This is a genomic window from Ruegeria faecimaris (genome assembly GCF_900182615.1).
Lineage (GTDB): Bacteria > Pseudomonadota > Alphaproteobacteria > Rhodobacterales > Rhodobacteraceae > Ruegeria > Ruegeria faecimaris.
The window spans coordinates 398,328-422,139 of record NZ_FXTE01000001.1 but is presented as its reverse complement, the minus strand read 5'-3'; the positions used below and the strand labels follow the sequence as shown (position 1 = coordinate 422,139).

Genomic DNA, 23,812 nt, shown 5'->3' with positions numbered 1-23,812 from the left:
AAGGCTCAGAGCGCGGTCCACCCGCCATCAACTGAAATCGTCGTGCCGGTGATCTGCGCCGCCGCATCCGAGCACAGAAAGATCGTCGTACCGCCCAGTTGTTCGACCGTAGCGAATTCTTTCGAAGGTTGCCGCTTTAGCAGGACATTCTTCACGACATCCTCACGGCTCATATCGTATTCTTTCATCGTATTGGGTATCTGCTCTTCGACCAGCGGCGTCAGCACATATCCCGGGCAAATCGCATTACAGGTAATCGGCTCCTGTGCGGTCTCGAGGGCTACGGTTTTGGTCATCCCGACAACACCGTGCTTGGCCGCGATATAGGCGGCTTTGAAAGGCGATGCCGTCAACCCATGGGCCGATGCAATATTCACCACCCGTCCCCAGCCCGCCTTGCGCATCATCGGCAACGCGGCGGCAGTGGTGTGAAAGGCCGAGTTCATGTTGATCGCAATGATCGCGTCCCATTTGTCGGTTGGAAACTGATCAATCGGCGCCACATGCTGAATGCCGGCATTGTTGACCAGGATATCGCAGGCTCCAGCCTTTTCGATCAGCGCCCTACACTCGTCACCCTTGGACATGTCCGCTTTGATATAGCGCGCGTTGGTTCCGGTTTCCTGCCCGATCTCTGCGGCCAGAGCATGATCTTCGTCGCGGTCAGTAAACGAATTCAGCACCACATCCGCCCCGGCTTTGGCCAGCTCGCGGGCGATGCCCAGCCCGATGCCCGAATTCGATCCTGTGATGATTGCTGTTTTGCCCGAAAGACTCATGGGTGCTCTCCGTCAGATTCCGTGTTGACGGCACAGTGCCATGCTGCACCTGCAAAGAAAACGGGGAAAGATTGGGGGCGCTGTATCAGCGAAAATCGCACAAAAAAAACGCCCGCACGAAGCGGGCGTTAAGTTATTGAGGCAGGTTTCATACAGGCAAGAAACCTATCGAGCAGTACGCCCTTTATAAGCAATTCTACGCCTTCGTCCAAGCTAAAAGTTTGATAATATGAAAAATCATGGCTACGGTGAATCCCAACAAAATAAGGCCAGAGCAGGATTGTTTCCAAAATGAGCCCCGATTTCCTTCGCCCCGTTCGCCCTATGATCGCGGGAATCGTTAGTGTTTTTGCCGTTGCAGCAGCCCATGCAGAATCGACCCATGGCATAGCTATGTATGGCGACCCTGCCCTACCACCGGATTTTGTGTCGCTACCCTATGTCAACGCTGATGCACCCAAAGGCGGCAAAGTCGTATTTGGAAATACCGGCGGCTATAACAGCCTTAACCCGTTTGTGCAAAAAGGCACGTCACCCTGGCAGTTGCGATTTTGGACCCATGAAAGCCTGATGGGGCGTTCCTGGGACGAACCTTTCACTCTTTACGGGTTGTTAGCCGAATCAGTTGAGACGGCTCCAGACCGATCCTGGGTCGAATTTACCCTGCGAGAGAATGCCCGATTCTCGGATGGGTCACCAGTCACTGTCGAGGATGTCATATGGTCATATGAGACTTTGGGAACCGAAGGGCATCTGAGATATCGCGGCCTTTGGGGAAAGATCGACAGTATCGAACAAACCGGACCGCGTTCCGTCCGCATCACGTTTAACGACCCCGACCGCGAGCTTGCGTTGATCGCCGGGATGCGCCCGATCCTTCAGAAGGCACAGTGGGAGGGTAAAGACTTTGCCGACGCGCCGCTGCAAGACATCCCCTTGGGGTCTGGACCATATGTCATCGACGGGTACGAAGCCGGACGGTATGTGAACCTGCGTCGAAATCCGAATTACTGGGGCGCTGACATTCCGTTTCGGCGCGGCACCATGAATCTGGATGAGATGCGGATCGAGTTCTACGGGGATGGCACAGTCGCATTCGAGGCCTTCAAAGCAGGCGAGCTCTCAGCCGTGCGCGAGTTTAACGCCGATAAGTGGAACAACCAGTATGACTTCCCCGCGGTACAGCGCGGCGATGTGCTGAAAACCGAAATCCCGCATCGCAAGCCTTCGGGCATGACCGGATTTGTCATGAATACGCGCAAGCCACCCTTCGATGATTGGCGCGTGCGCGAGGCTCTGACTCTGGCTTTCAATTTCGAATTCATCAACGACACCGTCACCGGAAGCGCGCAACCGCGGATAACCTCGTATTTCTCGGGCTCGGATTTGGCGATGCAGCCCGGTACTGCCACCGGTCAGGTGGCTGAACTGCTGCAGCCATACGCCGATACACTGTTGCCCGGTACGCTGGAAGGCTACGAGCTGCCGGTAGGTGACGGTTCGGAACGCAACAGGGCCAATTTGCGCAAGGCAACCAAGCTTCTGCAAGAGGCTGGCTGGACGGTTCAGGATGGCGTACTGCGAAACGCAGATGGCGAAGCGTTCATCGTTGACATGGTCATCAGCCAGGGCAGCCTCAACGTTGTCCAGAATGTCGGAACCATCGCCGAAATCTATGCGCGTACGCTCGAACGGCTTGGCATCGAGCTTACAGTCGAAAAAATCGACGACGCACAATACACCTCTCGGATGGATGCCCATGATTTTGACATGACCCCATTTCGCCGGGCTCTTTCCCTGTCGCCGGGCAACGAACAACGCCTGTATTGGGGCAGTGAAAATGCCGACACGGCAGGAACACGTAACCTGATGGGGGTTCAGTCACTAGCAGTGGACGGTTTAATCGATACGATGCTGGCCTCTGAAAGCCACGAAGATTTCGTGTCTGCGACCCGCGCGCTGGATCGCGTTCTAACCGCTGGCCGGTATGTCATCCCGATCTGGAGCTTTGACGTCGGCCGGATTGCACATGCGCGTGAGCTGAAACAGCCGGAAACCCTGCCCATATACGGTGACGGGCCGGAATACATGCCGCAGGTCTGGTGGTACGAGGAATAGCGCCTCAAAAGAGGCGGCCCCGTCCTTTCCTAAATGCTAACTGTCCGTGCCAATCTCGTTCCAGAGGATCGCAACCGCTGCAGATGTGATGCAATAAGACCCGTTCGGCGTTTGCTGTGTGGGTCTCATACCCTTCGGCGGATTCTGGCACAGACCCGCAGTACCACGACATGCAGGTAAAGGCTGTGGGCATTCCGCTATAAATTGATGCGATCCCTAGTTTCAGACAAATTTGAAAAATTTCAACAAGGGGCTTTACGTAACGGGTTCGAAAGATATAGCCTGCGACTAGTACAAATGTATCCAATTTGAATTACGCCAAACATTACCGACACATAGCTGTGTTACAACATCAGGAACAGTATTTTCGGACCAGCCTCCACTCACTCAAAACTATTTGGTCCGTAGGCCCGTCTCAGATTTCCTGTGGCGGGCCTAACTGATTTAAACTTCGCACGCTCAAGGTGCGACATTTTGCCATAGCCCTACCTGCAAACACCATTCGTACCCTGAATTCAGGGCCGAGCAGATCTGTAGCCAGACAAACAGAAAGCCCAATTGATGTTTAAGTGGAACGATCTGACGCAAGATTGGAATGAAATGTACGCCCGTGCAAAACGGCGGTTTCCCAATTTGCGCGACCGAGACATGGATGCGGTCGGGCGCGACCGTGCGCAATTCGAGGCTTATCTGGCCGAACGCCATCATCTGACGGTGAACGAGGCACATGAAGAGCTTGAGGATTTCCTGTTCACCGAAGCGCTAACCCGTGAAGTCACCAAACATCTAGGTAAGTGACGTCACCCACAGGATCATCGCGTCTTCTTCACTGACCGAAACGACATTATGCCCCATGCTGCCGTCGTAATAGGCGCTGTCACCGCGGCGCATTTCGACGGGTTCGTAGAACTCGGTATACAGGCGAACGACACCCGTCAGCACGTACAGGAATTCTTCGCCATCGTGGCGGACCCACCCGTCAAACTCATCCATCGACCGGGCACGTACACGGGCGCGATAGGGCAGCATCTGCTTTTTCGTAAGCGTCTCAGCCAGCAGTTCGTGCTCGTATGTTGTGGTTGCGTGGCTGGTGCCTTGCCCCATCCGGGTCACAGCCATACGCCCGATCACCTGCTCGCGCTGTGGCGGCGTGAACAGCTGCGGAACAGAGATTTCCAGCCCGATCGCCAGTTTCTTCAGCGCATCGTATGTAGGCGACATCTGCCCGTTTTCGATTTTGCTGAGTGTTGAACGCGCCAATCCCGCCTGATTGGCCGCTTGTTCCAAAGTCCAGTTTCGCGCCTTGCGCAATTCACGCACACGGACGCCAAGGTCCAGCGGTTCAACCTCTGTATGCTCGCCCGAGTTTCGGGCAATTCGGATCAGAGATGTCTGCTCTTTGGTTCTCATGCGCCACTCTATAGGGCCAGCCTGTCCCGCTTGCAACGCAGCAGTTGCCGCGTTAGCCAGACGCCATGCTTTCCCTGTTCGATCAAGGCCCGCCCAAGGCCTGCCCCACCCCCTTCAATCTGGCCGCGCATGTGTTGCGTCAAGCAGATCGCAATGGCGACAAGATTGCCTTGTCCGTACTTGGCGCAACGTCGGCACAGAACTGGAGCTTTGCTGCGTTGAAACGCGCGATCCTTGCAACCGGTACAGGTCTGCTGCGGGCCGGTTTGAAACCGGGCGATCTGGTCTTGATGCGTTTGGGGAACACGGTTGATTTCCCAATAACCTATCTGGGTGCAATCGCGGTCGGCATTGTACCCGTGCCGACATCGTCACAGCTGACACAGCCAGAAACGGCAAAGATCATCCAAGATCTGAACCCCTCCGCCATATTGCGCGATCCCGATATCGCCAGCGCGGATCACCCGAACCAGATATCTTTGAGCCAACTGCGCGAGATGCGCGATCTACCTCTGGCCGAGTTTCGGATGGGCGACCCCGAAGACATGGCTTATGTGGTCTATACGTCTGGCACCTCGGGCAAGCCACGGGCCGTTGCACATGCCCATCGTGCAATTTGGGCGCGGCAGATGATGGTGGATGGGTGGTACGGCCTGCAGGAAACGGATCGATTGTGCCATGCAGGTGCGTTCAACTGGACCTATACGTTGGGGACAGGACTGATGGATCCCTGGACTATTGGCGCGACAGCGCTGATACCGGAACCCGGCACCGATCTGTCGAACCTACCCGATATGCTGCGCAATCACCGTGCCACGATATTTGCTGCAGCTCCGGGCGTGTTTCGGAAAATTTTGAACGAAGCAAACGATCTGCACCTTCCCGATCTGAGGCACGGTCTTTGCGCTGGCGAAAAACTCTCACGGCATCTGCACCAGAAATGGACACGGATCACCGGGCGCGAGTTGTATGAAGCTTTTGGAATGTCCGAATGCTCGACCTTCATCTCTTCAAGCCCAGCCTATCCGGCACGTGGCGATGCACTGGGGCAACCACAACCGGGGCGGCGTGTGGCAATTCTGGGTCCAGACGGGCCGGTTCCACAAGGGAAAGAAGGGACCATCGCCATCCACCGATCAGACCCCGGCCTAATGCTGACCTATCTCAACGCGCCGGACGAAGCGCTGGCCAGGATGCAGGGCGAGTGGTTTCTGACCGGCGATCAGGGTGCAATGGCAGTTGATGGTCAGATCACCTATCTTGGCCGAGACGATGATATGATGAATGCAGGCGGCTACCGGGTCTCACCGATCGAGGTCGAGGCCACATTGTCCCGATATCCCGGCATCTCGCAGGTCGGCGCGGCCACCGTTGAGGTCAAGCAGGACAGTTTTGTCATAGTGGCATTCTATACCGGGCCGGAAAAGCTGGACGAGGACGCCCTGCGCGCCTATGTCGAGACAAATCTGGCGCGCTATAAGCAACCGCGCGCCTTTATCCATCTGCCTCAGCTGCCAACAGGCGGCAATGGCAAACTTTTGCGCCGGGCGCTGCCGGCCTATTTCAAGGCGACCAATACATGACCCAGACCGTCAAGCTCGACATCATGTCTGACCCGATCTGCCCCTGGTGCTATATTGGCAAGACTCATCTGGACAAGGCGTTGGCTGCAACTCCGGATCATCCATTCATCATTGAATGGCACCCCTTTCAGCTGAACCCCGATATGCCGGTCGAAGGCATGGATCGGCGCGAATACTTGGAGCGCAAATTCGGCGGCAAAGACGGTGCCATCCGTGCGTATGCCCCGGTGGTCGAGCATGCCGAAAATGCAGGTTTGGGCATCGACTTTGAGGGGATGAAGCGCACCCCGAACACGCTGGATGCTCATCGACTGATCCACTGGGCCGGGATCGAAAACAAGCAGAACGCTATAGTTGATGCCCTGTTTCAGGCCTATTTTGTACAGGGTCGCGATATCGGCGACCACGAGGTTCTGGCGGATATTGCCGACAGTCAGGGGATGGACGCCGCCGTCGTCATGAAGCTGCTGAAATCCGACGCCGACCGCACCGACATCAGCAACCGTGACGCGCATTCCCGGCAGATGGGTGTGACGTCGGTACCGACTTTTATCGTTGCCAACCAACATGCTGTCCCCGGCGCGCAACCACCGGAAATGTGGGAACGCGTGATCGGTGAAATCATGTCTCAAATCGAGGCTTCCCCTGCAAAATAGCACAGCCTCCTGTGCATTCTGATCACTGGCCGTGCCCAATCCGCTGTGATAGCGCGAACGGGTCAGGAGAGCCCCATGAGTAATCGCATGCCGCGCGGAGAATTTGTCGCTTTGATCGCAATGATGTTTGCGACAATCGCGTTTTCTATCGACTCGATGCTGCCCGCCCTGCCGCAGATCAGCGCGCAACTCAGCCCAGGTGATGCAAACAAGGCGCAGTTGATCCTGACCTCATTTGTGCTGGGCATGGGGATCGGCACCTTTTTCACCGGCCCTCTGTCGGATGCATTCGGGCGCAAGCCGGTAATTTACGTCGGCTCTGCGCTGTATATCCTGTCTGCCGCAGTTGCCTGGGCCACCTCCTCGCTTGAGATGCTGTTGATTGCGCGCATCTTTCAAGGCATCGGCAGCGCGGCCCCACGCGTGGTGGCCATGGCCATTATCCGTGACCTCTATTCCGGCCGTGAGATGGCCCGCATCGTCTCGATTGCCATGATGATCTTTACGCTGGTTCCCGCCATCGCGCCCATGATGGGTGCCGGGGTGATCGCTCTGGCCGGGTGGCGTGGCATCTTCGCTTCGTTCATGTTGTTCTCTTTGATCACCATCACGTGGATGGGCCTGCGTCTGAGCGAACCTCTGGCACCCGAAAATCGCCGTCCCCTGCGCCTGCCGCTTATGATTGATGCCGCGCGGCAGATGTTTGCACACCCGACTGTGCGGGTTTCGATCATGGTGCAAACGCTTTGCCTTGGGATGCTGTTCACCATGCTGACGATGGTACAACCTGTTTATGACATCATCTACGACAGAGCAGACAGTTTCCCATTCTGGTTTGGTTTCGTTGCTCTGATGGCTGGCTCGGCCAGTTTGTTGAACGCGACTTTGGTCATCCGATTGGGGATGCGCCGGATTGTAACCTGGACTTTGGGCGCACAGATCATCTTTACGTGTTTTGTCATGGTAATGAATGGTCTGGACCTTTCTGATGGCGCCTCATTTGCGCTTTTTGTCAGTTGGCAGACTGCCGTGTTCTTCATGGCCGGTATGACGATGGGCAACCTGAATGCCATCGCGATGGAGCCGATGGGCCATATTGCGGGCATGGCAGCGTCAGTCATAGGCGCGGTATCAACCGTTCTGGCCGCTGCAGTGGCAGCCCCCTTGGGACAGTTGTTTGACGGATCGATCCTGCCCTTGGCAATAGGTGTCCTGACCATGTGCACGATGGGGTTCGGCCTGATGCTGTATATGGGCCGGATAGAAGACAGATTGCCCGCCTGATCTGTGCAGAGCGCGTGAAACACGTTATCCTCCCCTTGTTTCGAGGGGAGATATTCAATGAGCGATTACTACGATCTGGGCACGCATTCCTGTCCGGTAAGCACCTCTTCGCCCGATGCGCAACTGTGGTTCGACCGGGGGCTGGTCTGGACCTATGGCTATAACCACGAAGAGGCCGTCGTCTGTTTTCAGCGCGCGCTAGAGCATGACCCGAACTGCGCCATGGCCCATTGGGGCGTCGCCTATGCGGCGGGGCCGAATTACAACATGCCCTGGGACCTGCACGATGACGCGGGCCGGCAAAAGGCGCTGACGCTGGCCTATGATGCGACGCAGCTGGCCATGTCTCTTGCGGGCGAATGTACGCCGGTTGAACAAGCGTTGATCCGCGCGCTTCCCGCCCGCTACCCCCAGCGCGAAGCCATTGACGACATGCACAACTGGGATCACGATTTTGCCGATGCCATGCGCGCAGCGTTTGCATCGCAGCCCGCTCATCTGGACCTGCGCTCGATCTATGTAGAGTCGCTGATGAACCTGACCCCCTGGCAGATGTGGGACCTGCAGTCAGGCCAACCCGCAAAGGGGGCCGCCACTGTCGAAGCGCAACAAGCGCTGGAAGCGGCGATGGCGAATGACCCGGCAGCGATGACCCACCCCGGTCTGCTGCACTTGTATGTTCACCTGATGGAAATGTCGCCCACCCCGGAAAAGGCGCTGAAGGCCGGGGACATCCTGCGGACGCTGGTGCCCGATGCGGGGCATCTGGTGCATATGCCAACCCATATCGACGTGCTGTGCGGCCATTACCAGAACGTCGTCCACTGGAACCAAAAAGCCGTTGAGGCCGACCTGAAATATTACGAACGCGAAGGCGCGTTCAACATCTACACCGGCTACCGCCAGCACAATTATCACTTTGTCATATATGGCGCCCTATTTCTGGGACAGATGGAACCTGCTCTGCGGGCCAATCAGGGATTGTGGGACACCACCCCCGAAGACATGCTGCGCATAGAAAGCCCCCCCATGGCGGATTTCTTCGAAAGTTACATGTCAATGGGGCCGCATATCCTCATCCGGTTTGGCCGTTGGGAAGAGGCAATGGCGCTTGAGCTGCCCTCGGACCCCGATCTGTACTGCACTCTCACGGCAACCACGCATTATGCCCGGGCCATTGCTTTTGCTGCCACTGGGCAGGTCAGCGAAGCCGAAGCCGAAGAGCAGTTGTTCCTCGCTGCCAAGGCCCGCGTGCCAGAAACGCGATTGCTGCACAATAACCGCGTGATCGACCTGCTGGACATTGCCCGCGAAATGCTGCGTGGCGAAATCGAGTATCGCATGGAAAACTACGATGCGGCCTACGCCCATCTGCGCCGCTCGGTCGAACTGGACGACACCTTGCCCTATGACGAGCCATGGGGATGGATGCAGCCCACTCGACACGCGTTGGGTGCATTGCTGTTCGAACAAGGGCATACCGCCGAAGCCGAGGCCATATACCGCGAGGATTTGGGGTTGGGCGGTACGCTCAGCCGTGCCTCTGTCCATCCTGACAATGTCTGGAGCCTCAAGGGCCTGCATGACTGCCTGAAGGCGCGCGGTGAGACGGTTGAGATCGTGCAGATCAGGCAACGGCTGGATTTGGCTCTGGCTCGTGCGGACCGGGCTGTTGGCGCGTCCTGTTTCTGTGCTCAAGCCGCCATGAGGGCCGCCGAATGAGATACGCCTTTCTGCTCGCTTTGCTCTGCAGCCCGGCGCTGGCGGATCGACAGTCCTTTCCGCCGGTCAACGAGGCCGAGCGGGATGTCACCCTCGTCTCGTTCCGGGCAAACCTGCTGAACATGGTAGCCGAGCGCGACATCGAAGGCGTGCTGTCTGTTGCCTGCCCGGATATTTACCTTAGCCACGGCGGCAATGGCGGCCCGGACGAGCTGCGCGAGTATCTTACTCCCGGACCGGCAACGTCAGAGCAAGATGATGATAACAGGGAAAAGGTCGTTGAAACCTTTTGGTCCGATCTGGAAAATACCCTGACACAGCCTGGCTATTTCAACGAAGATGGCGAGTTCTGGATGCCCCACCAATGGCAGCTCACCCTACCCGCTTCGCTGGATCCGGCGTTGGCCTATTTTGTGACCGCTCAGGATGTAACTCTGCGCAACGCACCAAACCGAGGCGCGGCGATACTGGACCTCATCAGCTATGAGGTCGTCATCATCCGCGACTTCTCCCCCATCGCGCAGTACCAGAGGGTTCTGCTGACAGACGGCGGCCAGGGCTATATGCACAGCGATTTCCTGTGGCCTATGACTGGTTACCGGGCAGCATTGGCAAAATCCGAAACTGGCGAATGGCAGTTGTGCACCTTTGTCAGCGGTGACTAGGCTTTGGCTCGTTTCTTTTCGGCCACCAGCTTTTCCGCCAGATCACGGGCGATGGCAAAGGCCCCCTTGATCTTGTCGCTGTCCTTCTTCCAATCGCGGCGCACGACGATCTTGTTATCCTTGACCTTGGCCAACCCGCGCTGGTTCTGGATGAACTCGACCAGCCCCTGAGGCGAGGCAAATTTGTCGTTGTGAAACTGGATAGTCGCGCCTTTGGGCCCGCCATCTAGCTTTGCAATCCCCGCCCGTTTGCACATCGCCTTGATGCGCACGACCAGCATCAGGGTGTTGACCTCTTTCGGCAGCGTGCCAAAGCGGTCGATCAATTCAGCGGCGAAGCCTTCCAATTCCACCTTGGTCGACAGCGACGACAAACGGCGATACAGGCCCAGGCGGACATCCAGATCGGGCACATAATCCTCTGGGATCAAGACCGGGACGCCAAGATTGATCTGCGGCGCCCATTGATCATCTGCATCAGACAGGCCTTCCATCTCACCGGCCTTGATCTTGGCAATCGCCTCTTCCAGCATCGACTGGTAGAGTTCATAGCCCACATCGCGCATTTGGCCCGACTGTTCCTCGCCCAACAGGTTACCCGCCCCTCGAATATCAAGGTCCTGAGACGCCAACGTGAACCCCGCCCCCAGCGTGTCGAGCGAGCCCAGAACGCGCAGCCGTTTTTCGGCAGTCGCGGTCAGACGAGCGCGCGGTTTTGTGGTCAGATAGGCATAGGCGCGGGTTTTCGACCGCCCGACCCTGCCGCGGATCTGATAGAGCTGCGCCAGGCCGAACATATCCGCCCGATGCACAACCATCGTGTTGGCGGTCGGAATGTCCAGCCCGCTTTCCACAATCGTCGTCGCCAGCAAAACATCGTATTTGCCGTCGTAGAACGCATTCATCCGGTCGTCGAGTTCCCCCGCTGCCATCTGCCCATGCGCCACCATATAGGTCAGCTCGGGCAGCTGCTCTTTCAGGAATTCCTCAATTTCGGGCAGGTCCGAGATACGTGGGACGACATAGAAACTCTGCCCGCCCCGATAATGTTCGCGCAGCAGCGCCTCGCGGATCGTGACCGCATCGAACTCACTGACATAGGTGCGGATCGCCAGCCGGTCGATGGGAGGTGTGCCGATGATCGACAGGTCACGCACGCCGGTCAGGGACAGTTGCAGCGTTCGTGGAATCGGCGTCGCGGTCAGGGTCAGGACGTGGATATCGCTGCGCAGCTGTTTCAGACGCTCCTTGTGGCCAACACCGAAATGCTGTTCCTCGTCGATGATCAGCAGACCCAGATTGTTGAACCGTATCGCTTTTGCCAGCAAGGCATGGGTGCCGATTACAATATCCACCGTGCCGCGCGCCATCCCATCACGGGTCTGTTGCGCCTCTTTGGCCGAGATGAAGCGGGACAGCTGCCGCACCTCAAGCGGGAAGCCCCGGAAGCGATCCTTGAAGCTGGCCGCGTGCTGACGCGCCAACAGCGTTGTCGGTGCGATCACCGCCACTTGCACGCCCGACATTGCGGCAACGAAAGCGGCACGCATAGCGACCTCGGTCTTGCCAAAGCCCACGTCGCCACAAATCAGACGATCCATCGGCGCGCCGGAATGCATGTCTTCCATGACCTCACCGATTGCGCGCAGCTGATCGTCAGTTTCCTGATAGGGAAAGCGCGCACTGAACTCCTCCCACGCGTGCGGAGGCGGGTCCATGATCGGGGCCTTGCGCAAGGCCCGTTCGGCAGCGATGCGGATCAGCTTATCCGCCATCTCGCGAATGCGCTCTTTCAGCTTGGCCTTCTTGGCCTGCCACGCGCCGCCGCCCAATCTGTCCAGCAGACCCTCATCATGACCGTATCGCGACAGCAGTTCGATATTTTCGACTGGCAGGTACAGTTTGGATTGTTCTGCGTATTCCAGCAGCAGACATTCATGGGCGGCACCGGCCGCCGTCACGACCTCCATCCCCAGATAACGCCCGATGCCATGATCCACATGGACCACCAAATCACCCGGGCTAAGGGATTGGGTTTCGGTCAGGAAATTCTCGGCCTTGCGGCGCTTTTTGGGCTGCCGGATCAGCCGGTCGCCCAACACATCCTGTTCGGCGATCACGGTCAGGTCGGGTGTTTCGAACCCGTGCTCCAGCGCCCAGACGGCCAGATGCAGCCCGCGTTTGCCGATACGCGTACCGTCGGGCACGGGGATCGCCTCGGCAAGGCCTTCATCCTCGATCAGCCCAGTCAGACGTTCGCGGGCCCCTTCGGAATAAGAGGCAATCAGAACCGGCCCCTTGGCCATTTTGTCGGTGATATGGCTGGCCAGTGCTCCGAACAAGCTGATGCTTTCCTGCTGCCGCTCGGGCGCGAAATTCCGTCCAATCCGTCCACCTGCGTCAATCACCCCGGGCCCAAGGGCCTGAGGCAATGCATTGAATTGCAGAACGCGCCTATCGCCGACAGCTTGTTCCCAAGCAGTGTCATCGAGATACAGTAGGCCCGGTGGTGTCGGTTTATACACCGTGTCCATGCGCGACCGGTTCTCAAGCGCGAGCCGCCGCGTTTCGTATTGATCCGCAATCGTGTCCCACCGCGCCAAACGCGCGGGCGTGACCTGATCATCCAGCGAGATGGTGGCACCGGGCAGATAATCAAACAGCGTTTCCAGCTTTTCGTGAAAGAACGGCAGCCAGTGTTCGATCCCCTGATGCTTGCGCCCTGCGCTAACGGCCTCGTACAGGGGATCATCTGTGCCCGCCGCCCCAAACTCGATGCGATAATTTTGCCGAAACCGGGTGATGGCCGCGTCATCTAGAATGACCTCGGACACTGGTGCCAGCTCCACAACAGCCAGCTTTTCGGTCGTACGTTGCGACACCGGATCAAACCGACGTGCTCCATCCAGAACATCCCCGAACAGGTCCAGCCGCACCGGCCCGGATTCGCCGGGCGGGAAAATGTCGATGATGCCCCCTCGAACGGCATAGTCGCCGGGCTCCATCACCGTGGGGCTTTGCGTGAAGCCCATGCGCACAAGGAAATTCCGCAACGCGGTTTCATCAATGCGGTGATCGACACGGGCGGTAAACGCCGCCTCTCGCAGCACTGCACGGGCGGGCACGCGTTGGGTTGCGGCGTTCAGAGTTGTCAACAGCACGTATTGCTGCGGCATCTGGTGCACAAGTGCAGCAAGGGTGGCCACACGCGCTGCCGAGATATCCGCATTGGGCGATACCCGATCATATGGCAGACAATCCCAACCTGGGAACACAAATACCGGCATGTCAGGCGCAAAAAAGGCAAGCGCCGCGCGCATCGCCTCTAGCCGTTTGTCATCACGCGCAACATGGCACACCGGCCCGCCCGAGCGCGCCAGCTCATTCAGGACAAGCTGTGCGTCAAACCCTTCGGGGGCGCCGCCAACGATTACTTGGTTCGGACCCGTCATCGCCAAGCCTTTCTGATTTTACCAACCCGGGACGCCGATGGAAAAATTCTGGTACATACCCCAAAGCGAAGTGATCAAGATCGAAATCATACCAACTATCTGGGTATAGATCCGGCAGCGCGTAAGAATCTTGGAAATATACTCCAGACTGGGTGTTTCCCGGCGCAGTTTCCGTGCGGCTGATACATTGATCAGCACGACAAGACAAATCGGAAACAGCAACAAAAACACGGCCTGCGCGAATTCGACACCGTAATAGAACCCCAAAGTGGCGAGACCCGTGAACAGAAAACAACTAAACGCTAATATCGCGAGGCCGGATACATCCAATATATAGAGCAATCGGTTTCCGTTAATGCGGACGATATCCATCAAATCCTGTTCCGATTGCCCGCCTACCCGTCTTGCGCGCACAACAAGGTCATACGGCACGCCCATGGCCCAGTGGCTGGCCGATGACCACAACACCGCAAGCCCGATCCAATACCAGAGATTCGAAAAGCTGCGCATGTCGATGAGTTCAAAAATCGAAGAGTATAAGTCCACGCGTCAGCCCTTAATTTCCGTCTTCAGGGACCTTCTTCGCAAAGACGCGTCCATCGTTACCCTTGAGACTACACGGAATTCATGCCACCCAATGCTGGAATTTACAAGGAGAGCGCGTCATGAAACCGACCATTGCCCCCTATCCTCTGGCCCGTTTTCGTCGAACACGCCAATCACAGGCGGTGCGGGCGCTGGTCCGCGAGAATACACTGACCACCGATGATCTGATCTGGCCGGTTTTCGTCCGAGACGGCGAAGGTATTGAAGAGCCTGTCCCCTCGATGCCTGGTGTCATGCGCCGCTCGGTCGATCTGATCGCACAGGCTGCGGTCGAGGCGCAGGCCCTGGGTATCCCGGCAATCTGCATCTTTCCCTACACCGACGCATCCCTAAAGACCGAAGATTGCGCCGAAGCGTGGAACCCCGATAACCTGTCCAACCGAGCCATTCGCGCCATCAAGAAAGCCGCACCCAATATCGCAGTGATGACGGACGTGGCGCTGGACCCATACAATATCAACGGCCATGACGGATATGTGGTCGATGGTGAGATCATAAACGATCAAACGATCGAGGCGCTTATAAAGATGACGCTGGCGCAAGCAGATGCGGGCGCCGACATCATCGGACCGTCAGATATGATGGATGGCCGGATCGGTGAAATGCGGCGCGCCTTGGAAGGCGCAGACCATCACAACGTGATGATCCTCAGCTATGCGGCCAAATATGCGAGTGCGTTCTACGGACCGTTCCGAGATGCAGTGGGCGCCTCGGGCGCGCTGACCGGGGACAAAAAGACCTATCAGATGGACCCCGGAAACTCGGACGAGGCGCTGCGCATGATCGAGCGTGACCTGACCGAAGGCGCGGACATGGTCATGATAAAACCCGGCATGCCCTATCTGGATATTTGCCGCCGGGTGAAGGACACGTTCGGTGCGCCGACCTATGCCTATCAAGTCTCGGGCGAATACGCGATGATACAAGCCGCGGCGCAGAACGGCTGGATCGACGGAGAGAAGGTCATGCTCGAAAGTCTGCTTGCGTTCAAACGCGCGGGCTGCGACGGGATCCTGACCTATTTCGCGCCTCAGGCCGCCCGGATCCTGCAGGGCTAATCCCCCGCGTTTCCGCGATTTTTCGCCGACGATTTTTGGCCACCGGGCAGCTTTCCCGTGACACGAGGCGACAATCGGCGTATTCTTGCGGACAAGATCGGGAGCACCCGACAATCAGGCATTTATACAGAGATAAAAAACATGAGCAGTTCCAAACCTACTCGATTAAGCCGTCGTGGCTTTGCTTTTGGCATGGCCGGTCTGTCAGTGACCGCCGCTTGCGGCAATGGCGTCGGCAGTTCCAACGCAGCGACGATTGACGCCCGTGTGGATGCGACATTGAACCAGATGTACGCCACCTACCCCAACACGCTCGAAATCGCGAACAAGGCCAACGGCATGCTGGTCATGCCTCTGATAACCGATGCCGGACTAATCGTCTTTGGTGGTGCCTACGGTACCGGCGCGCTACGCATTCAGGGCGCGACTGTTGATTACTATTCCGCAATTTCGGGAACCGCCGGCCTGCAAATCGGTGCCCAGCAATATGCGCATGTCCTGTTCTTCATGACACAGGACGCGTTGAACGATTTCCGCCGTTCCAGCGGATGGACCGCCGGGGCCGAAGTCGGCTACGTGGTCGATGCGACGGGCGACTCTCTGTCGACCGACACCACCACCCTGCGTTCGCCGGTTCTGGCGGCGGTCTTCGGACAGGCAGGGCTAAAGTTCGGCGCGACGGTCGAAGGCACGAAATACACCCGCATCATTCCCTGATACCGGACTACCCTCCCCCTTCAAGACACCCCGCTTTCGGCATCACGCCCGAAGCGGGGTTTTTCATTCAAACCGCGGTAAACACGCATGTTCTCATGCGGTTCCTCTTTCGATCCGTGCGGCCATCCTCTAGTGTCTGCGCAATCATAGAGTGAACGGAAATGTGACCGCTGATGGGAATTGTCTTTCGCTGGCTAGTGCGTATCGCCTCGGGTCTTGTTCTGCTGACATTGGCGGCTGTGTTGCTGGTGTATTTTCTGGCCAGCCAGTCCCTGCCGGACTACGATCAGACCGTTAAAGTTGATGGCCTGACTGCGCCGGTTGAGGTTGTCAGGGATACAGCGAATGTTCCCCATATTCTGGGCGCATCAGACCCGGATGTCTTCTTTGGGCTTGGCTATGCCCATGCACAGGATCGCCTCTGGCAGATGACCGTTCTGCGCCGGACAGCGCAGGGCCGATTGTCCGAAGTCTTTGGCGCTCGCACTGTTCATATCGACAAGCTGTTGCGACGGTTTGATCTGTACGGGCTTGCACACCGGTCGGTACAAGCCCAGGACGACTATACCAAAGAGGCCCTGCGCGCTTATGCCGCCGGGGTGAATGCACGACTGGCCGAGATTAACGAAAACGCATTGGGCCGTGGTGCGCCAGAGATGTTTTTGTTCAATGCGCCTGTATCGCCCTGGCAACCGGGCGACAGCCTGGCCGTCATCAAACTCATGAGCCTGCAACTTTCTGGCCATCTTGAGGATGAAGTGCTGCGCGCGCGCACATCGCTTATGCTGGATGACCAGACCCGACTGGCGGATATTCTGCCTGATGTTCCCGGGCCGGGAATCGCCGCTCTGCCCGAATACGCCGCCCTGTTTCCCAACCTGCCCAGATATGCAGCCGGATCGTCGATGCCGGACACGCCCATCTCGCCCTTTCCAAAGCGCGGATTGGCCGGAGCATCGAACGCATGGTCTGCCGCGCCCACAAGATCTGCCAGCGGAGGGACGCTTCTGGCCAATGACCCGCATTTGGGTTTCACAGCACCGGGTATCTGGTATCTGGCCCGTCTGGAACTGGCCAAAGGCGGCGTGATCGGTGCCACGATCCCCGGCATCCCGGCGGTGATGACCGGACGCAGTGATCGGCTGGGTTGGGGTTTGACCTCGTCCTATCTGGATGATCAGGACATCCATATCGAGCAGTTGAACCCGGAAAACCCCGAGGAATACCTGACCCCCGAAGGATACAAGACCTTTCGCAGCCGCCCTTCGATTATCGAGATCAAAGACGAAGCCCCAATCACTCTGACCCTGCGCTGGACCGAGAACGGACCCGTTCTGCCGGGCACCCATTACGATCTTGGGACGATCACGCCGCCGGGTCATGTCGCCTCGCTGTCCTGGACAGCCCTGAGCGCACAGGACACATCCATGTCAGCCTCGATGGCGCTGATGAATGCGGACACTGTCCGACAAGCCATCACCGCAGCCGAGCTGTTCATGGCGCCATCTCAGAACCTGTCATTGGTCGACAAGGACACCATCGGCATGAAGCTGATCGGTGCAATGCCGCACCGTGCTGCAAAGAACCAAAGCCGGGGGCGTATTCCGACGCCTGGCTGGCTGGCCGAAAACCGGTGGCAAGGCCGCCTGCCCTATGCTGACAACCCCGAATTCGTCGCACCTGCGGGCGGCATTCTGGGCAACACAAACAACAAGATCATCGACCGGCCATTTCCCGAACATGTCTCATATGAATGGGGGGATACGCAGCGCATCCATCGCTGGGAACGGCTGATGCAATCGCGCGAGGTACACACGCGCGACAGCTTTATCGAGGCACAGCTGGACACTGTCAGCTTTACCGCCCGCTCTCTGCTGCCGCTGATCGGGGCTGATCTGTGGTACACCGGCGCCTCTGCCCCCGAAGGCACCCAGGAACGCCAACGCCAGATCGCGCTGAACCTTCTGGCCGAATGGAATGGCGAGATGAATGAACACCTGCCCGAGCCGCTGATCTATGCGGCATGGCTGCGGGCACTGCAAATCCGGCTGATCGCGGATGAGCTTGGCCCCCTGGCGGCTGAATACAAACATGTCGAACCACTGTTCATCGAACGTGTCTATCGCGACATCGACGGAGCTTCGGCCTGGTGTAATGTGCGTCAGAGCGCGCCGATAGAGACCTGCACCGATATGGCACGCATGGCACTGGACGATGCGCTGATCTGGATTTCCGAAAAATACGGAGGATCACTGGAATCTCTACGCTGGGGTGACGCGCATCAGGCGACGCATGACCACCCGGTTCTGGGATCGGTTCCGGTGTTGCGATTCTTTGTGAATATCCGACAGTCCACCAGTGGTGGTGACAATACCCTGCTGCGCGGCAGAACATCGGGTGAAGGCCCTGATCCGTTTCAGAACGTGCACGGTGCAGGCTATCGTGGCGTCTATGATTTTGCCGACCCCGACAGCTCGGTCTTTATCACCGCTACGGGCCAGTCGGGTCACTTCCTGTCACGCTACTATGACGATCAGGCCCAGCTTTGGCGTCGGGGTGAATACATCCCGATGTCCCTGGACCTTGACCTGGCACATGCAGCCGCCGTCGGAGTGACCACCCTTATCCCCCGCTAAGGTCCGTGCTTCGGCAAGACCTCGCCCGTTTATTTTCCATCGCGTGGACGCTGAATGGCGTTTGGCATACGATCCAAAGGCCTAGGATTTGTGTGCGGGGGACCAAATGGCCAGTATCCGGGATAAGCTGAACAATCTCGCGCGGGATTATGCGATCGCCTGGAGCTCGGGCGACCCCGAGGCTGTCGCCGGTTTCTTTGCGCCCGACGGGCAGATCACGATCAACCGTGGAGAACCGATCATAGGCCGCGCTGCGGTGGCGGAAATGGCGCGCGGGTTTTACACTGATTTCCCCGATCTTGAGGTCCGCTGCGACATGTTTCGCTGGGCGGGAAGCCACGCAATATTTGTCTGGACACTTGAAGGGCAGCATTCCAAGACCGGCAACGACGTCGTGACGCGGGGTTGGGAAGAATGGGAAATGACCGACACCAATCAGGTCCAGACCTCTCTGGTTTGGTTCGATGCCGAGGATTTTCAGCGCCAGATTGACGGCTGATCACGGACCACTTTGTTCGATGGGTATAGGGGAATTCGCCCCCAGTCAGAGTTCAAAGCGCGGAGTATTGCGAGGCCTGTTTTTCTGTCCACAGCACGTCGATCACAAAGCCATCTTCGGTCTGCTTTTCGGACTGCACGACCTCCTGGCGGAACAACCACGCGCGCTTGTTGCCTTCGGCAAATCCCAGTTCCAGCGTTGCCTCAGAACGTACGCCCTGCAGCGTGACGGCAATTTCCGCCAAAAGCGGGGCGATCCCTTCGCCGGTGACGGCTGAAATCGCGAAAATCCCCTGATCCCGCTCTGCCCGCGCCATCGCGGCTTCGCGCTCATCCGGGGACAGCAGATCGATCTTGTTCCAGACCTCAATCCTGGGTCGCGTATCGTCAATACCCAGTGAAGTCAGGATAGTTTCGACATCCTTCGCCTGCGCCTCAGATTCATCGTGGCTGATATCGCGCACATGAACCACGATATCCGCACCCAGAACTTCTTCCAGCGTCGCACGGAAGGAGGCGACCAACTCGGTGGGCAAGTTCGAAATGAACCCCACCGTGTCCGACAGGATCACTTCGGGACCATCGGGCAGTTCGACCCGACGCATGGTAGGGTCAAGCGTGGCGAACAACATATCCTTGGCCATGACATCAGCCCCGGTCAGGCGGTTGAACAGGGTTGATTTGCCCGCGTTGGTATAGCCTACCAACGCGACAATCGGATATGGCACCTTGGCCCGCGCCGCGCGATGCAGCGTGCGGGTCTTGACCACCTTCTGCAACTGACGCCGCAGCCGCACCAGTTGTTCATCAATGGCCCGGCGGTCCGCTTCGATCTGGGTCTCACCCGGGCCACCCACAAAGCCCAATCCGCCCCGCTGCCGTTCCAGGTGGGTCCAGGCACGCACCAGCCGGGTCCGCTGGTAACTCAGCGCGGCCATTTCCACCTGCAATACGCCCTCACGGGTGCGCGCACGGTCGCTGAAGATTTCGAGGATCAGCCCGGTCCGGTCGAGGATCTTGACCTTCCACGCCTTTTCAAGATTGCGTTGCTGAACGGGCGTAACCGATCCGTCGATCAAAACCAGCTCGACTTCGTTCTCGTGCAACCGTTCGGCCAGTTCCTCGATCTTGCCGCTACCGAACAGAAAACCGGCCTGCGCCCGAGGTAAGCGCACAACTTCGGATCCGATCACATCAAGGTCGGGCAATGCAGCGGCCAGCGCCACCGCTTCTGCCAGCGCCGGTCCTGGAACGCGGCGCTGTTCATCTGATTTGATTTCCGGATGCAGCACCCACGCTCGGGTGCGCACCCTTTCATGTTCCATCAAGAGGCGTCTTCGCCCTCATACAGGCTGATCGGCTGCGATGGCATGATGGTCGAAATCGCGTGTTTGTAGACCAGCTGCGACTGTCCGTCGCGGCGCAACAATACGCAGAAGTTGTCGAACCAGGTGATCACACCCTGCAATTTCACACCGTTGATCAGGAAAATTGTGACCGGGACTTTTGCTTTCCGTACATTATTCAGGAACGCGTCCTGCAGATTCTGTCTGTCCGAAGCCATATTCTTATAATCTCGCCATTGTTCTTGCTACGCGCTGCGGACCAACGCGCTCCCTCCGGCTGAGTATGGAGTGTCGTTAACCGATATTCCAGATGAAAAATCAGTCACTAGCATGGTTATTGTTTCTTAACCCCTCAATAGAGCGGGTGTGATCAGGGCAATAATCGCCAGCGTTTCCAATCTGCCGATCACCATAGCGGCACACATGGTCAGCTTGGCACCGCCCGAAAGGTCGATCAATCGGATAGGAACATCGGTTGCCAATTCGATCAACGGCCCTGTCGTGCTCAGCGCGGCAACGCTAAGCACCATAGCGTGTTCGAACCCCGTACCCATGGCAGCAAGCAACACATTGAACACAGCAGCTGTCAGGGCAAACATCATGAAAAATATCCAAGCGATAAAGGCCCCATCGCTTTGGATGCGACGGTTTCCGCCACCTACTCCGCTGACCGAAGACGGGTAAATCAAACGGTCAATTTCGCGCGCGCCGTTAAGGTACAGAGCGAAAACCCGCAACAGCTTTACCCCGCCCGCCGTTGTTGCAACTCCACCGCCGATCAGCGCAAGCCCCATCAGGATCAATCCCGGGGTGCCCAGACCGGAAATTTGCTGGGCATCATCCCAGTTTGCACTTTCGAACCCCGCGGTTGTCAGAAATGACAAGACCGTAAAAATCATGCCCCAAATTACGCTCAACGCCTGAAGAGGTTCCATCTGGCCGCCAATTTCGCTGACGCCGGCAAGAACCCTGAAGAAAAGCAGCGCCGCTACGCCTGCAACGATCATGAGCCCGATCCGGAACTCGGGGTCCTTATCCAGCCGCGAATATCCTGAGGTAGCTGTGTCCGAGGAAAAGGTAAGCCGCGACAAAGCGAAGAACAGGAACAGAAACAGGATGGCCTCACCGGTTACGCCAGCCTGCGCTCCCTCAAGCCCACCAACCGGTGAGATACCCGATGTGGCCATGGTCGACATCGCATGACAGATGGCGGTCAGGCCCTGCTCTCCTGCGATCACGAGCAACAGCCAAATGACAGCGGTCAGCCCGACATAAACCGGCGTCAAAGTCAGCGTGACGCGAATAAGACGCCCGCGTGGGTCTACCATCTCGCTTTGCGCCACGCCTGAAACCGGGCGACCGGGTTGACCACGGGCTGTCACCTCGAACCCGCCCAGCGACAACGGCGCGAGGATCGCGGCTGCTGAAATCCACATCAAAAGCCCGCCCATCCATCCGACCTGAGCCCGCCAAAGGTGTAACGGTGCCGACAACCGGTCTGGATCAGGAAACAAATCAGCCCCGGTAGTGGTCAATGCGCTGACCATGTCGAAATAGGCGTTCAGAAAGCTCGTATTACCCAACGCATCATGCAGAGGGATCGCAAGAAACAAGGGCAATACGGTGAAACAGCCTAACAAGACCGCCAACTGGCCCAATGTCCCTCGGCGCGGCATTCTGTTGGATGTTGCCAGCGAGATGATCCCGACCACGAACAACCCCAGCAACCCGGAATAGAAGAACGACCTGGACGTTTCGTGATCATCCAGCACCAGCGCAAATATGGCAGGCATCCACATAGCGGCGGCAAAAATACCCCAGAGCAGAAGAAACAGCGGCAATCGCCGTATAAGGCTAACCTGTTTTTTCCGTGCATGCGCCATCAGAAGAAATCGATCGAGACCTGCATCAGCCGTTCCACCTCGGGGACGTCTTTGGCCAAGGCAAAAATCGCCACCACATCCTTTTCTTCAATCCTGAGACTACCGGTGGGGCGCAACATCTCATCGCCCTTACGCACGGCGCCAACCAGCACACCTTCGGGGAAATCAATGTCGCGCAGCCTCTGCCCGGCCATGGGCGAGGTTGAAAGTACTTCGGCCTCGATCACTTCGGCCTCTGCATCTCCGATGGAATAAACCTGCCGCACGCGTCCGTGCCGAATATGGCGCAGAATCGAACTGACGGTGGTGGCGCGGGGGTTGATATAGGCGTCGATACCCAGCGGCCCCATCAGGGCAACCATGCTGGGATCATTGATCAGTGCAATCGCCAGAGCACAGCCTTCGGCCTTGGCACGCACGGCAACCAACATATTTACACGGTCATCATCCGTGACGGCCAACATTGCATCCGCGCGTTCGATGCCAGCTTCGCGCAGCAGCGCCGCGTCCAGACCATCACCGTGAAGGACAATCGTTCGCTCAAGCGCTTCGGCTGCCACTTCCGCACAGTGACGGTCTCGTTCAATTATCTTGGCACGCACGCGGCTTTCACGTTCTTCCAATGTCCGAGCAACTTCAAGACCAACATTGCCGCCGCCGACAATCACCACCCGGTCCTGCCGTTTTTGCGCCTTGCCGAAAACCTCCATCGTGCGGTCCACGTCTTTGACATTGCTAAAGACATAGCATTCGTCACCGACAAACAGCTGATCCTCGGATTCCGGGGCAAACAGCGTACCCTCGCGCCGGACACCCACCACGATAGAGCTGAGCGTCGAAAACAGATCGGTCAGTTGCCGCAATGGCGTGTTCACGATCGGGCAATCCTCGGCGATGCGAATGCCAAGCAACTGCGCTTTGCCATCCATGAACATCTCGGTGTCAAAGGCGGATGGGGCAGACAACCGGCGCATCGCCGCTGCGGCAACCTCGCGCTCGGGGCTGATCACCACATCAATCGGCAGGTGATCGCGGCGATACAGATCTGAATGAATCGCCTCGAGATAGGATTTCGACCGAAGCCGGGCGATTTTGCGCTGAATGGAGAAAACCGAATGTGCCATCTGACAGGTGACCATGTTCACCTCGTCCGAATGGGTGGCAGCAATAATCATATCCGCATCGCGCGCGCCCGCTCGGTTCAGAACATCCGGATAGCTTGCAAATCCCGCAATCCCCTGAACATCCAAGGTTTCGGTCGCCCGTCGCACCAGATCAGGATTGTTGTCAACCACAGTAACGTCGTTCAACTCGCCCGAAAGATGCCGTGCAATCTGCCAGCCAACCTGACCCGCACCGCAAATGATGACCTTCATGCTATTGGCCCTTCTGCCTGAAA

Annotated in this window: 19 protein-coding genes; 11 read left to right on the top strand and 8 right to left on the bottom strand. The window is 57.7% G+C overall.

Going from position 1 to position 23,812, the window contains the following annotated elements:
* Positions 1 to 5: 5 nt before the first annotated feature.
* Entirely contained in the window at positions 6 to 779 is a 774-nt protein-coding gene (locus tag FN806_RS02100) for a 3-hydroxybutyrate dehydrogenase (RefSeq protein WP_142633555.1), read from the bottom strand.
* Between the two features lie 291 nt (positions 780 to 1,070).
* Here FN806_RS02100 and FN806_RS02095 point away from each other — a divergent pair, with 291 nt between their 5' ends.
* Both FN806_RS02095 and FN806_RS02090 read left to right on the top strand, forming a co-directional pair.
* Positions 1,071 to 2,897: an extracellular solute-binding protein gene (locus FN806_RS02095; RefSeq protein WP_142633553.1), complete on the top strand. Its 1,827-nt coding sequence runs from the start codon at positions 1,071 to 1,073 to the stop codon at positions 2,895 to 2,897.
* A 561-nt stretch (positions 2,898 to 3,458) separates the two neighbouring features.
* Complete coding sequence (locus FN806_RS02090; RefSeq protein ID WP_142633552.1) at positions 3,459 to 3,695, top strand: hypothetical protein; 237 nt, start codon at positions 3,459 to 3,461, stop codon at positions 3,693 to 3,695.
* Here the strand turns inward: FN806_RS02090 and FN806_RS02085 are convergent.
* A complete protein-coding gene (locus tag FN806_RS02085) occupies positions 3,684 to 4,307 on the bottom strand; it encodes a helix-turn-helix domain-containing protein (protein WP_142633550.1) in 624 nt (207 codons plus the stop codon). The genes FN806_RS02090 and FN806_RS02085 overlap by 12 nt on opposite strands.
* 65 nt (positions 4,308 to 4,372) lie before the next feature.
* Here FN806_RS02085 and FN806_RS02080 point away from each other — a divergent pair, with 65 nt between their 5' ends.
* From FN806_RS02080 to FN806_RS02060, 5 genes are all read left to right on the top strand, one after another.
* Positions 4,373 to 5,890 carry a class I adenylate-forming enzyme family protein gene (locus FN806_RS02080; RefSeq protein ID WP_142633548.1) on the top strand — a complete coding sequence of 506 codons (1,518 nt, stop codon included), beginning with the start codon at positions 4,373 to 4,375 and terminating at the stop codon, positions 5,888 to 5,890.
* A complete protein-coding gene (locus FN806_RS02075) occupies positions 5,887 to 6,546 on the top strand; it encodes a DsbA family oxidoreductase (protein WP_142633547.1) in 660 nt (219 codons plus the stop codon). Before FN806_RS02080 ends, FN806_RS02075 begins: the two co-directional genes overlap by 4 nt.
* Before the next feature lie 75 nt (positions 6,547 to 6,621).
* A complete protein-coding gene (locus tag FN806_RS02070) occupies positions 6,622 to 7,830 on the top strand; it encodes a multidrug effflux MFS transporter (RefSeq protein ID WP_142633545.1) in 1,209 nt (402 codons plus the stop codon).
* Positions 7,831 to 7,887: 57 nt separating this feature from the next.
* Entirely contained in the window at positions 7,888 to 9,552 is a 1,665-nt protein-coding gene (locus tag FN806_RS02065) for a hypothetical protein (protein WP_142633544.1), read from the top strand.
* Positions 9,549 to 10,217, top strand: a complete 669-nt coding sequence (locus FN806_RS02060; RefSeq protein ID WP_142633542.1) for an SH3 domain-containing protein — start codon at positions 9,549 to 9,551, stop codon at positions 10,215 to 10,217. Before FN806_RS02065 ends, FN806_RS02060 begins: the two co-directional genes overlap by 4 nt.
* Here FN806_RS02060 and mfd read toward each other — a convergent pair.
* On the bottom strand, positions 10,214 to 13,669 hold the full coding sequence (gene mfd, locus FN806_RS02055) for a transcription-repair coupling factor (protein WP_142633540.1): 3,456 nt from the start codon (positions 13,667 to 13,669) through the stop codon (positions 10,214 to 10,216). The genes FN806_RS02060 and mfd overlap by 4 nt on opposite strands.
* An 18-nt stretch (positions 13,670 to 13,687) precedes the next feature.
* Complete coding sequence (locus FN806_RS02050) at positions 13,688 to 14,215, bottom strand: component of SufBCD complex (protein ID WP_142633539.1); 528 nt, start codon at positions 14,213 to 14,215, stop codon at positions 13,688 to 13,690.
* 119 nt (positions 14,216 to 14,334) lie between these two features.
* On the opposite strand from FN806_RS02050, the gene hemB reads away from it, so the two are divergent.
* From hemB to FN806_RS02030, 4 genes are all read left to right on the top strand, one after another.
* Positions 14,335 to 15,333 (top strand): porphobilinogen synthase, encoded by a 999-nt coding sequence (gene hemB / locus FN806_RS02045; protein ID WP_142633536.1) that lies wholly within the window; start codon positions 14,335 to 14,337, stop codon positions 15,331 to 15,333.
* Between the two features lie 141 nt (positions 15,334 to 15,474).
* Entirely contained in the window at positions 15,475 to 16,050 is a 576-nt protein-coding gene (locus FN806_RS02040) for a lipid-binding SYLF domain-containing protein (protein ID WP_142633534.1), read from the top strand.
* 173 nt (positions 16,051 to 16,223) lie between these two features.
* Positions 16,224 to 18,686 (top strand): penicillin acylase family protein, encoded by a 2,463-nt coding sequence (locus tag FN806_RS02035; RefSeq protein WP_142633532.1) that lies wholly within the window; start codon positions 16,224 to 16,226, stop codon positions 18,684 to 18,686.
* A 106-nt stretch (positions 18,687 to 18,792) separates the two neighbouring features.
* Complete coding sequence (locus FN806_RS02030) at positions 18,793 to 19,185, top strand: nuclear transport factor 2 family protein (protein WP_142633530.1); 393 nt, start codon at positions 18,793 to 18,795, stop codon at positions 19,183 to 19,185.
* A 52-nt stretch (positions 19,186 to 19,237) separates the two neighbouring features.
* Here FN806_RS02030 and hflX read toward each other — a convergent pair whose 3' ends face one another.
* The 4 genes from hflX to trkA form a co-directional block, all read right to left on the bottom strand.
* Entirely contained in the window at positions 19,238 to 20,509 is a 1,272-nt protein-coding gene (gene hflX / locus FN806_RS02025) for a GTPase HflX (RefSeq protein ID WP_142633528.1), read from the bottom strand.
* On the bottom strand, positions 20,509 to 20,748 hold the full coding sequence (gene hfq / locus FN806_RS02020) for an RNA chaperone Hfq (protein WP_010440340.1): 240 nt from the start codon (positions 20,746 to 20,748) through the stop codon (positions 20,509 to 20,511). The genes hflX and hfq overlap by 1 nt, the downstream gene beginning before the upstream one ends.
* Before the next feature lie 126 nt (positions 20,749 to 20,874).
* Positions 20,875 to 22,413: a TrkH family potassium uptake protein gene (locus FN806_RS02015; protein WP_142633526.1), complete on the bottom strand. Its 1,539-nt coding sequence runs from the start codon at positions 22,411 to 22,413 to the stop codon at positions 20,875 to 20,877.
* Positions 22,413 to 23,789, bottom strand: a complete 1,377-nt coding sequence (trkA, locus tag FN806_RS02010) for a Trk system potassium transporter TrkA (RefSeq protein WP_142633524.1) — start codon at positions 23,787 to 23,789, stop codon at positions 22,413 to 22,415. Before trkA ends, FN806_RS02015 begins: the two co-directional genes overlap by 1 nt.
* Positions 23,790 to 23,812: the final 23 nt, after the last annotated feature.

Bases quoted from the DNA above. Each gene is read 5' to 3' on its own strand.
- FN806_RS02100 (WP_142633555.1), bottom strand. From the start codon at position 779: ATGAGTCTTTCGGGCAAAACAGCAATCATCACAGGATCGAATTCGGGC.
- FN806_RS02095 (WP_142633553.1), top strand. From the start codon at position 1,071: ATGAGCCCCGATTTCCTTCGCCCCGTTCGCCCTATGATCGCGGGAATC.
- FN806_RS02090 (WP_142633552.1), top strand. From the start codon at position 3,459: ATGTTTAAGTGGAACGATCTGACGCAAGATTGGAATGAAATGTACGCC.
- FN806_RS02085 (WP_142633550.1), bottom strand. From the start codon at position 4,307: ATGAGAACCAAAGAGCAGACATCTCTGATCCGAATTGCCCGAAACTCG.
- FN806_RS02080 (WP_142633548.1), top strand. From the start codon at position 4,373: ATGCTTTCCCTGTTCGATCAAGGCCCGCCCAAGGCCTGCCCCACCCCC.
- FN806_RS02075 (WP_142633547.1), top strand. From the start codon at position 5,887: ATGACCCAGACCGTCAAGCTCGACATCATGTCTGACCCGATCTGCCCC.
- FN806_RS02070 (WP_142633545.1), top strand. From the start codon at position 6,622: ATGAGTAATCGCATGCCGCGCGGAGAATTTGTCGCTTTGATCGCAATG.
- FN806_RS02065 (WP_142633544.1), top strand. From the start codon at position 7,888: ATGAGCGATTACTACGATCTGGGCACGCATTCCTGTCCGGTAAGCACC.
- FN806_RS02060 (WP_142633542.1), top strand. From the start codon at position 9,549: ATGAGATACGCCTTTCTGCTCGCTTTGCTCTGCAGCCCGGCGCTGGCG.
- mfd (WP_142633540.1), bottom strand. From the start codon at position 13,669: ATGACGGGTCCGAACCAAGTAATCGTTGGCGGCGCCCCCGAAGGGTTT.
- hemB (WP_142633536.1), top strand. From the start codon at position 14,335: ATGAAACCGACCATTGCCCCCTATCCTCTGGCCCGTTTTCGTCGAACA.
- FN806_RS02040 (WP_142633534.1), top strand. From the start codon at position 15,475: ATGAGCAGTTCCAAACCTACTCGATTAAGCCGTCGTGGCTTTGCTTTT.
- FN806_RS02035 (WP_142633532.1), top strand. From the start codon at position 16,224: ATGGGAATTGTCTTTCGCTGGCTAGTGCGTATCGCCTCGGGTCTTGTT.
- FN806_RS02030 (WP_142633530.1), top strand. From the start codon at position 18,793: ATGGCCAGTATCCGGGATAAGCTGAACAATCTCGCGCGGGATTATGCG.
- hflX (WP_142633528.1), bottom strand. From the start codon at position 20,509: ATGGAACATGAAAGGGTGCGCACCCGAGCGTGGGTGCTGCATCCGGAA.
- hfq (WP_010440340.1), bottom strand. From the start codon at position 20,748: ATGGCTTCGGACAGACAGAATCTGCAGGACGCGTTCCTGAATAATGTA.
- FN806_RS02015 (WP_142633526.1), bottom strand. From the start codon at position 22,413: ATGGCGCATGCACGGAAAAAACAGGTTAGCCTTATACGGCGATTGCCG.
- trkA (WP_142633524.1), bottom strand. From the start codon at position 23,789: ATGAAGGTCATCATTTGCGGTGCGGGTCAGGTTGGCTGGCAGATTGCA.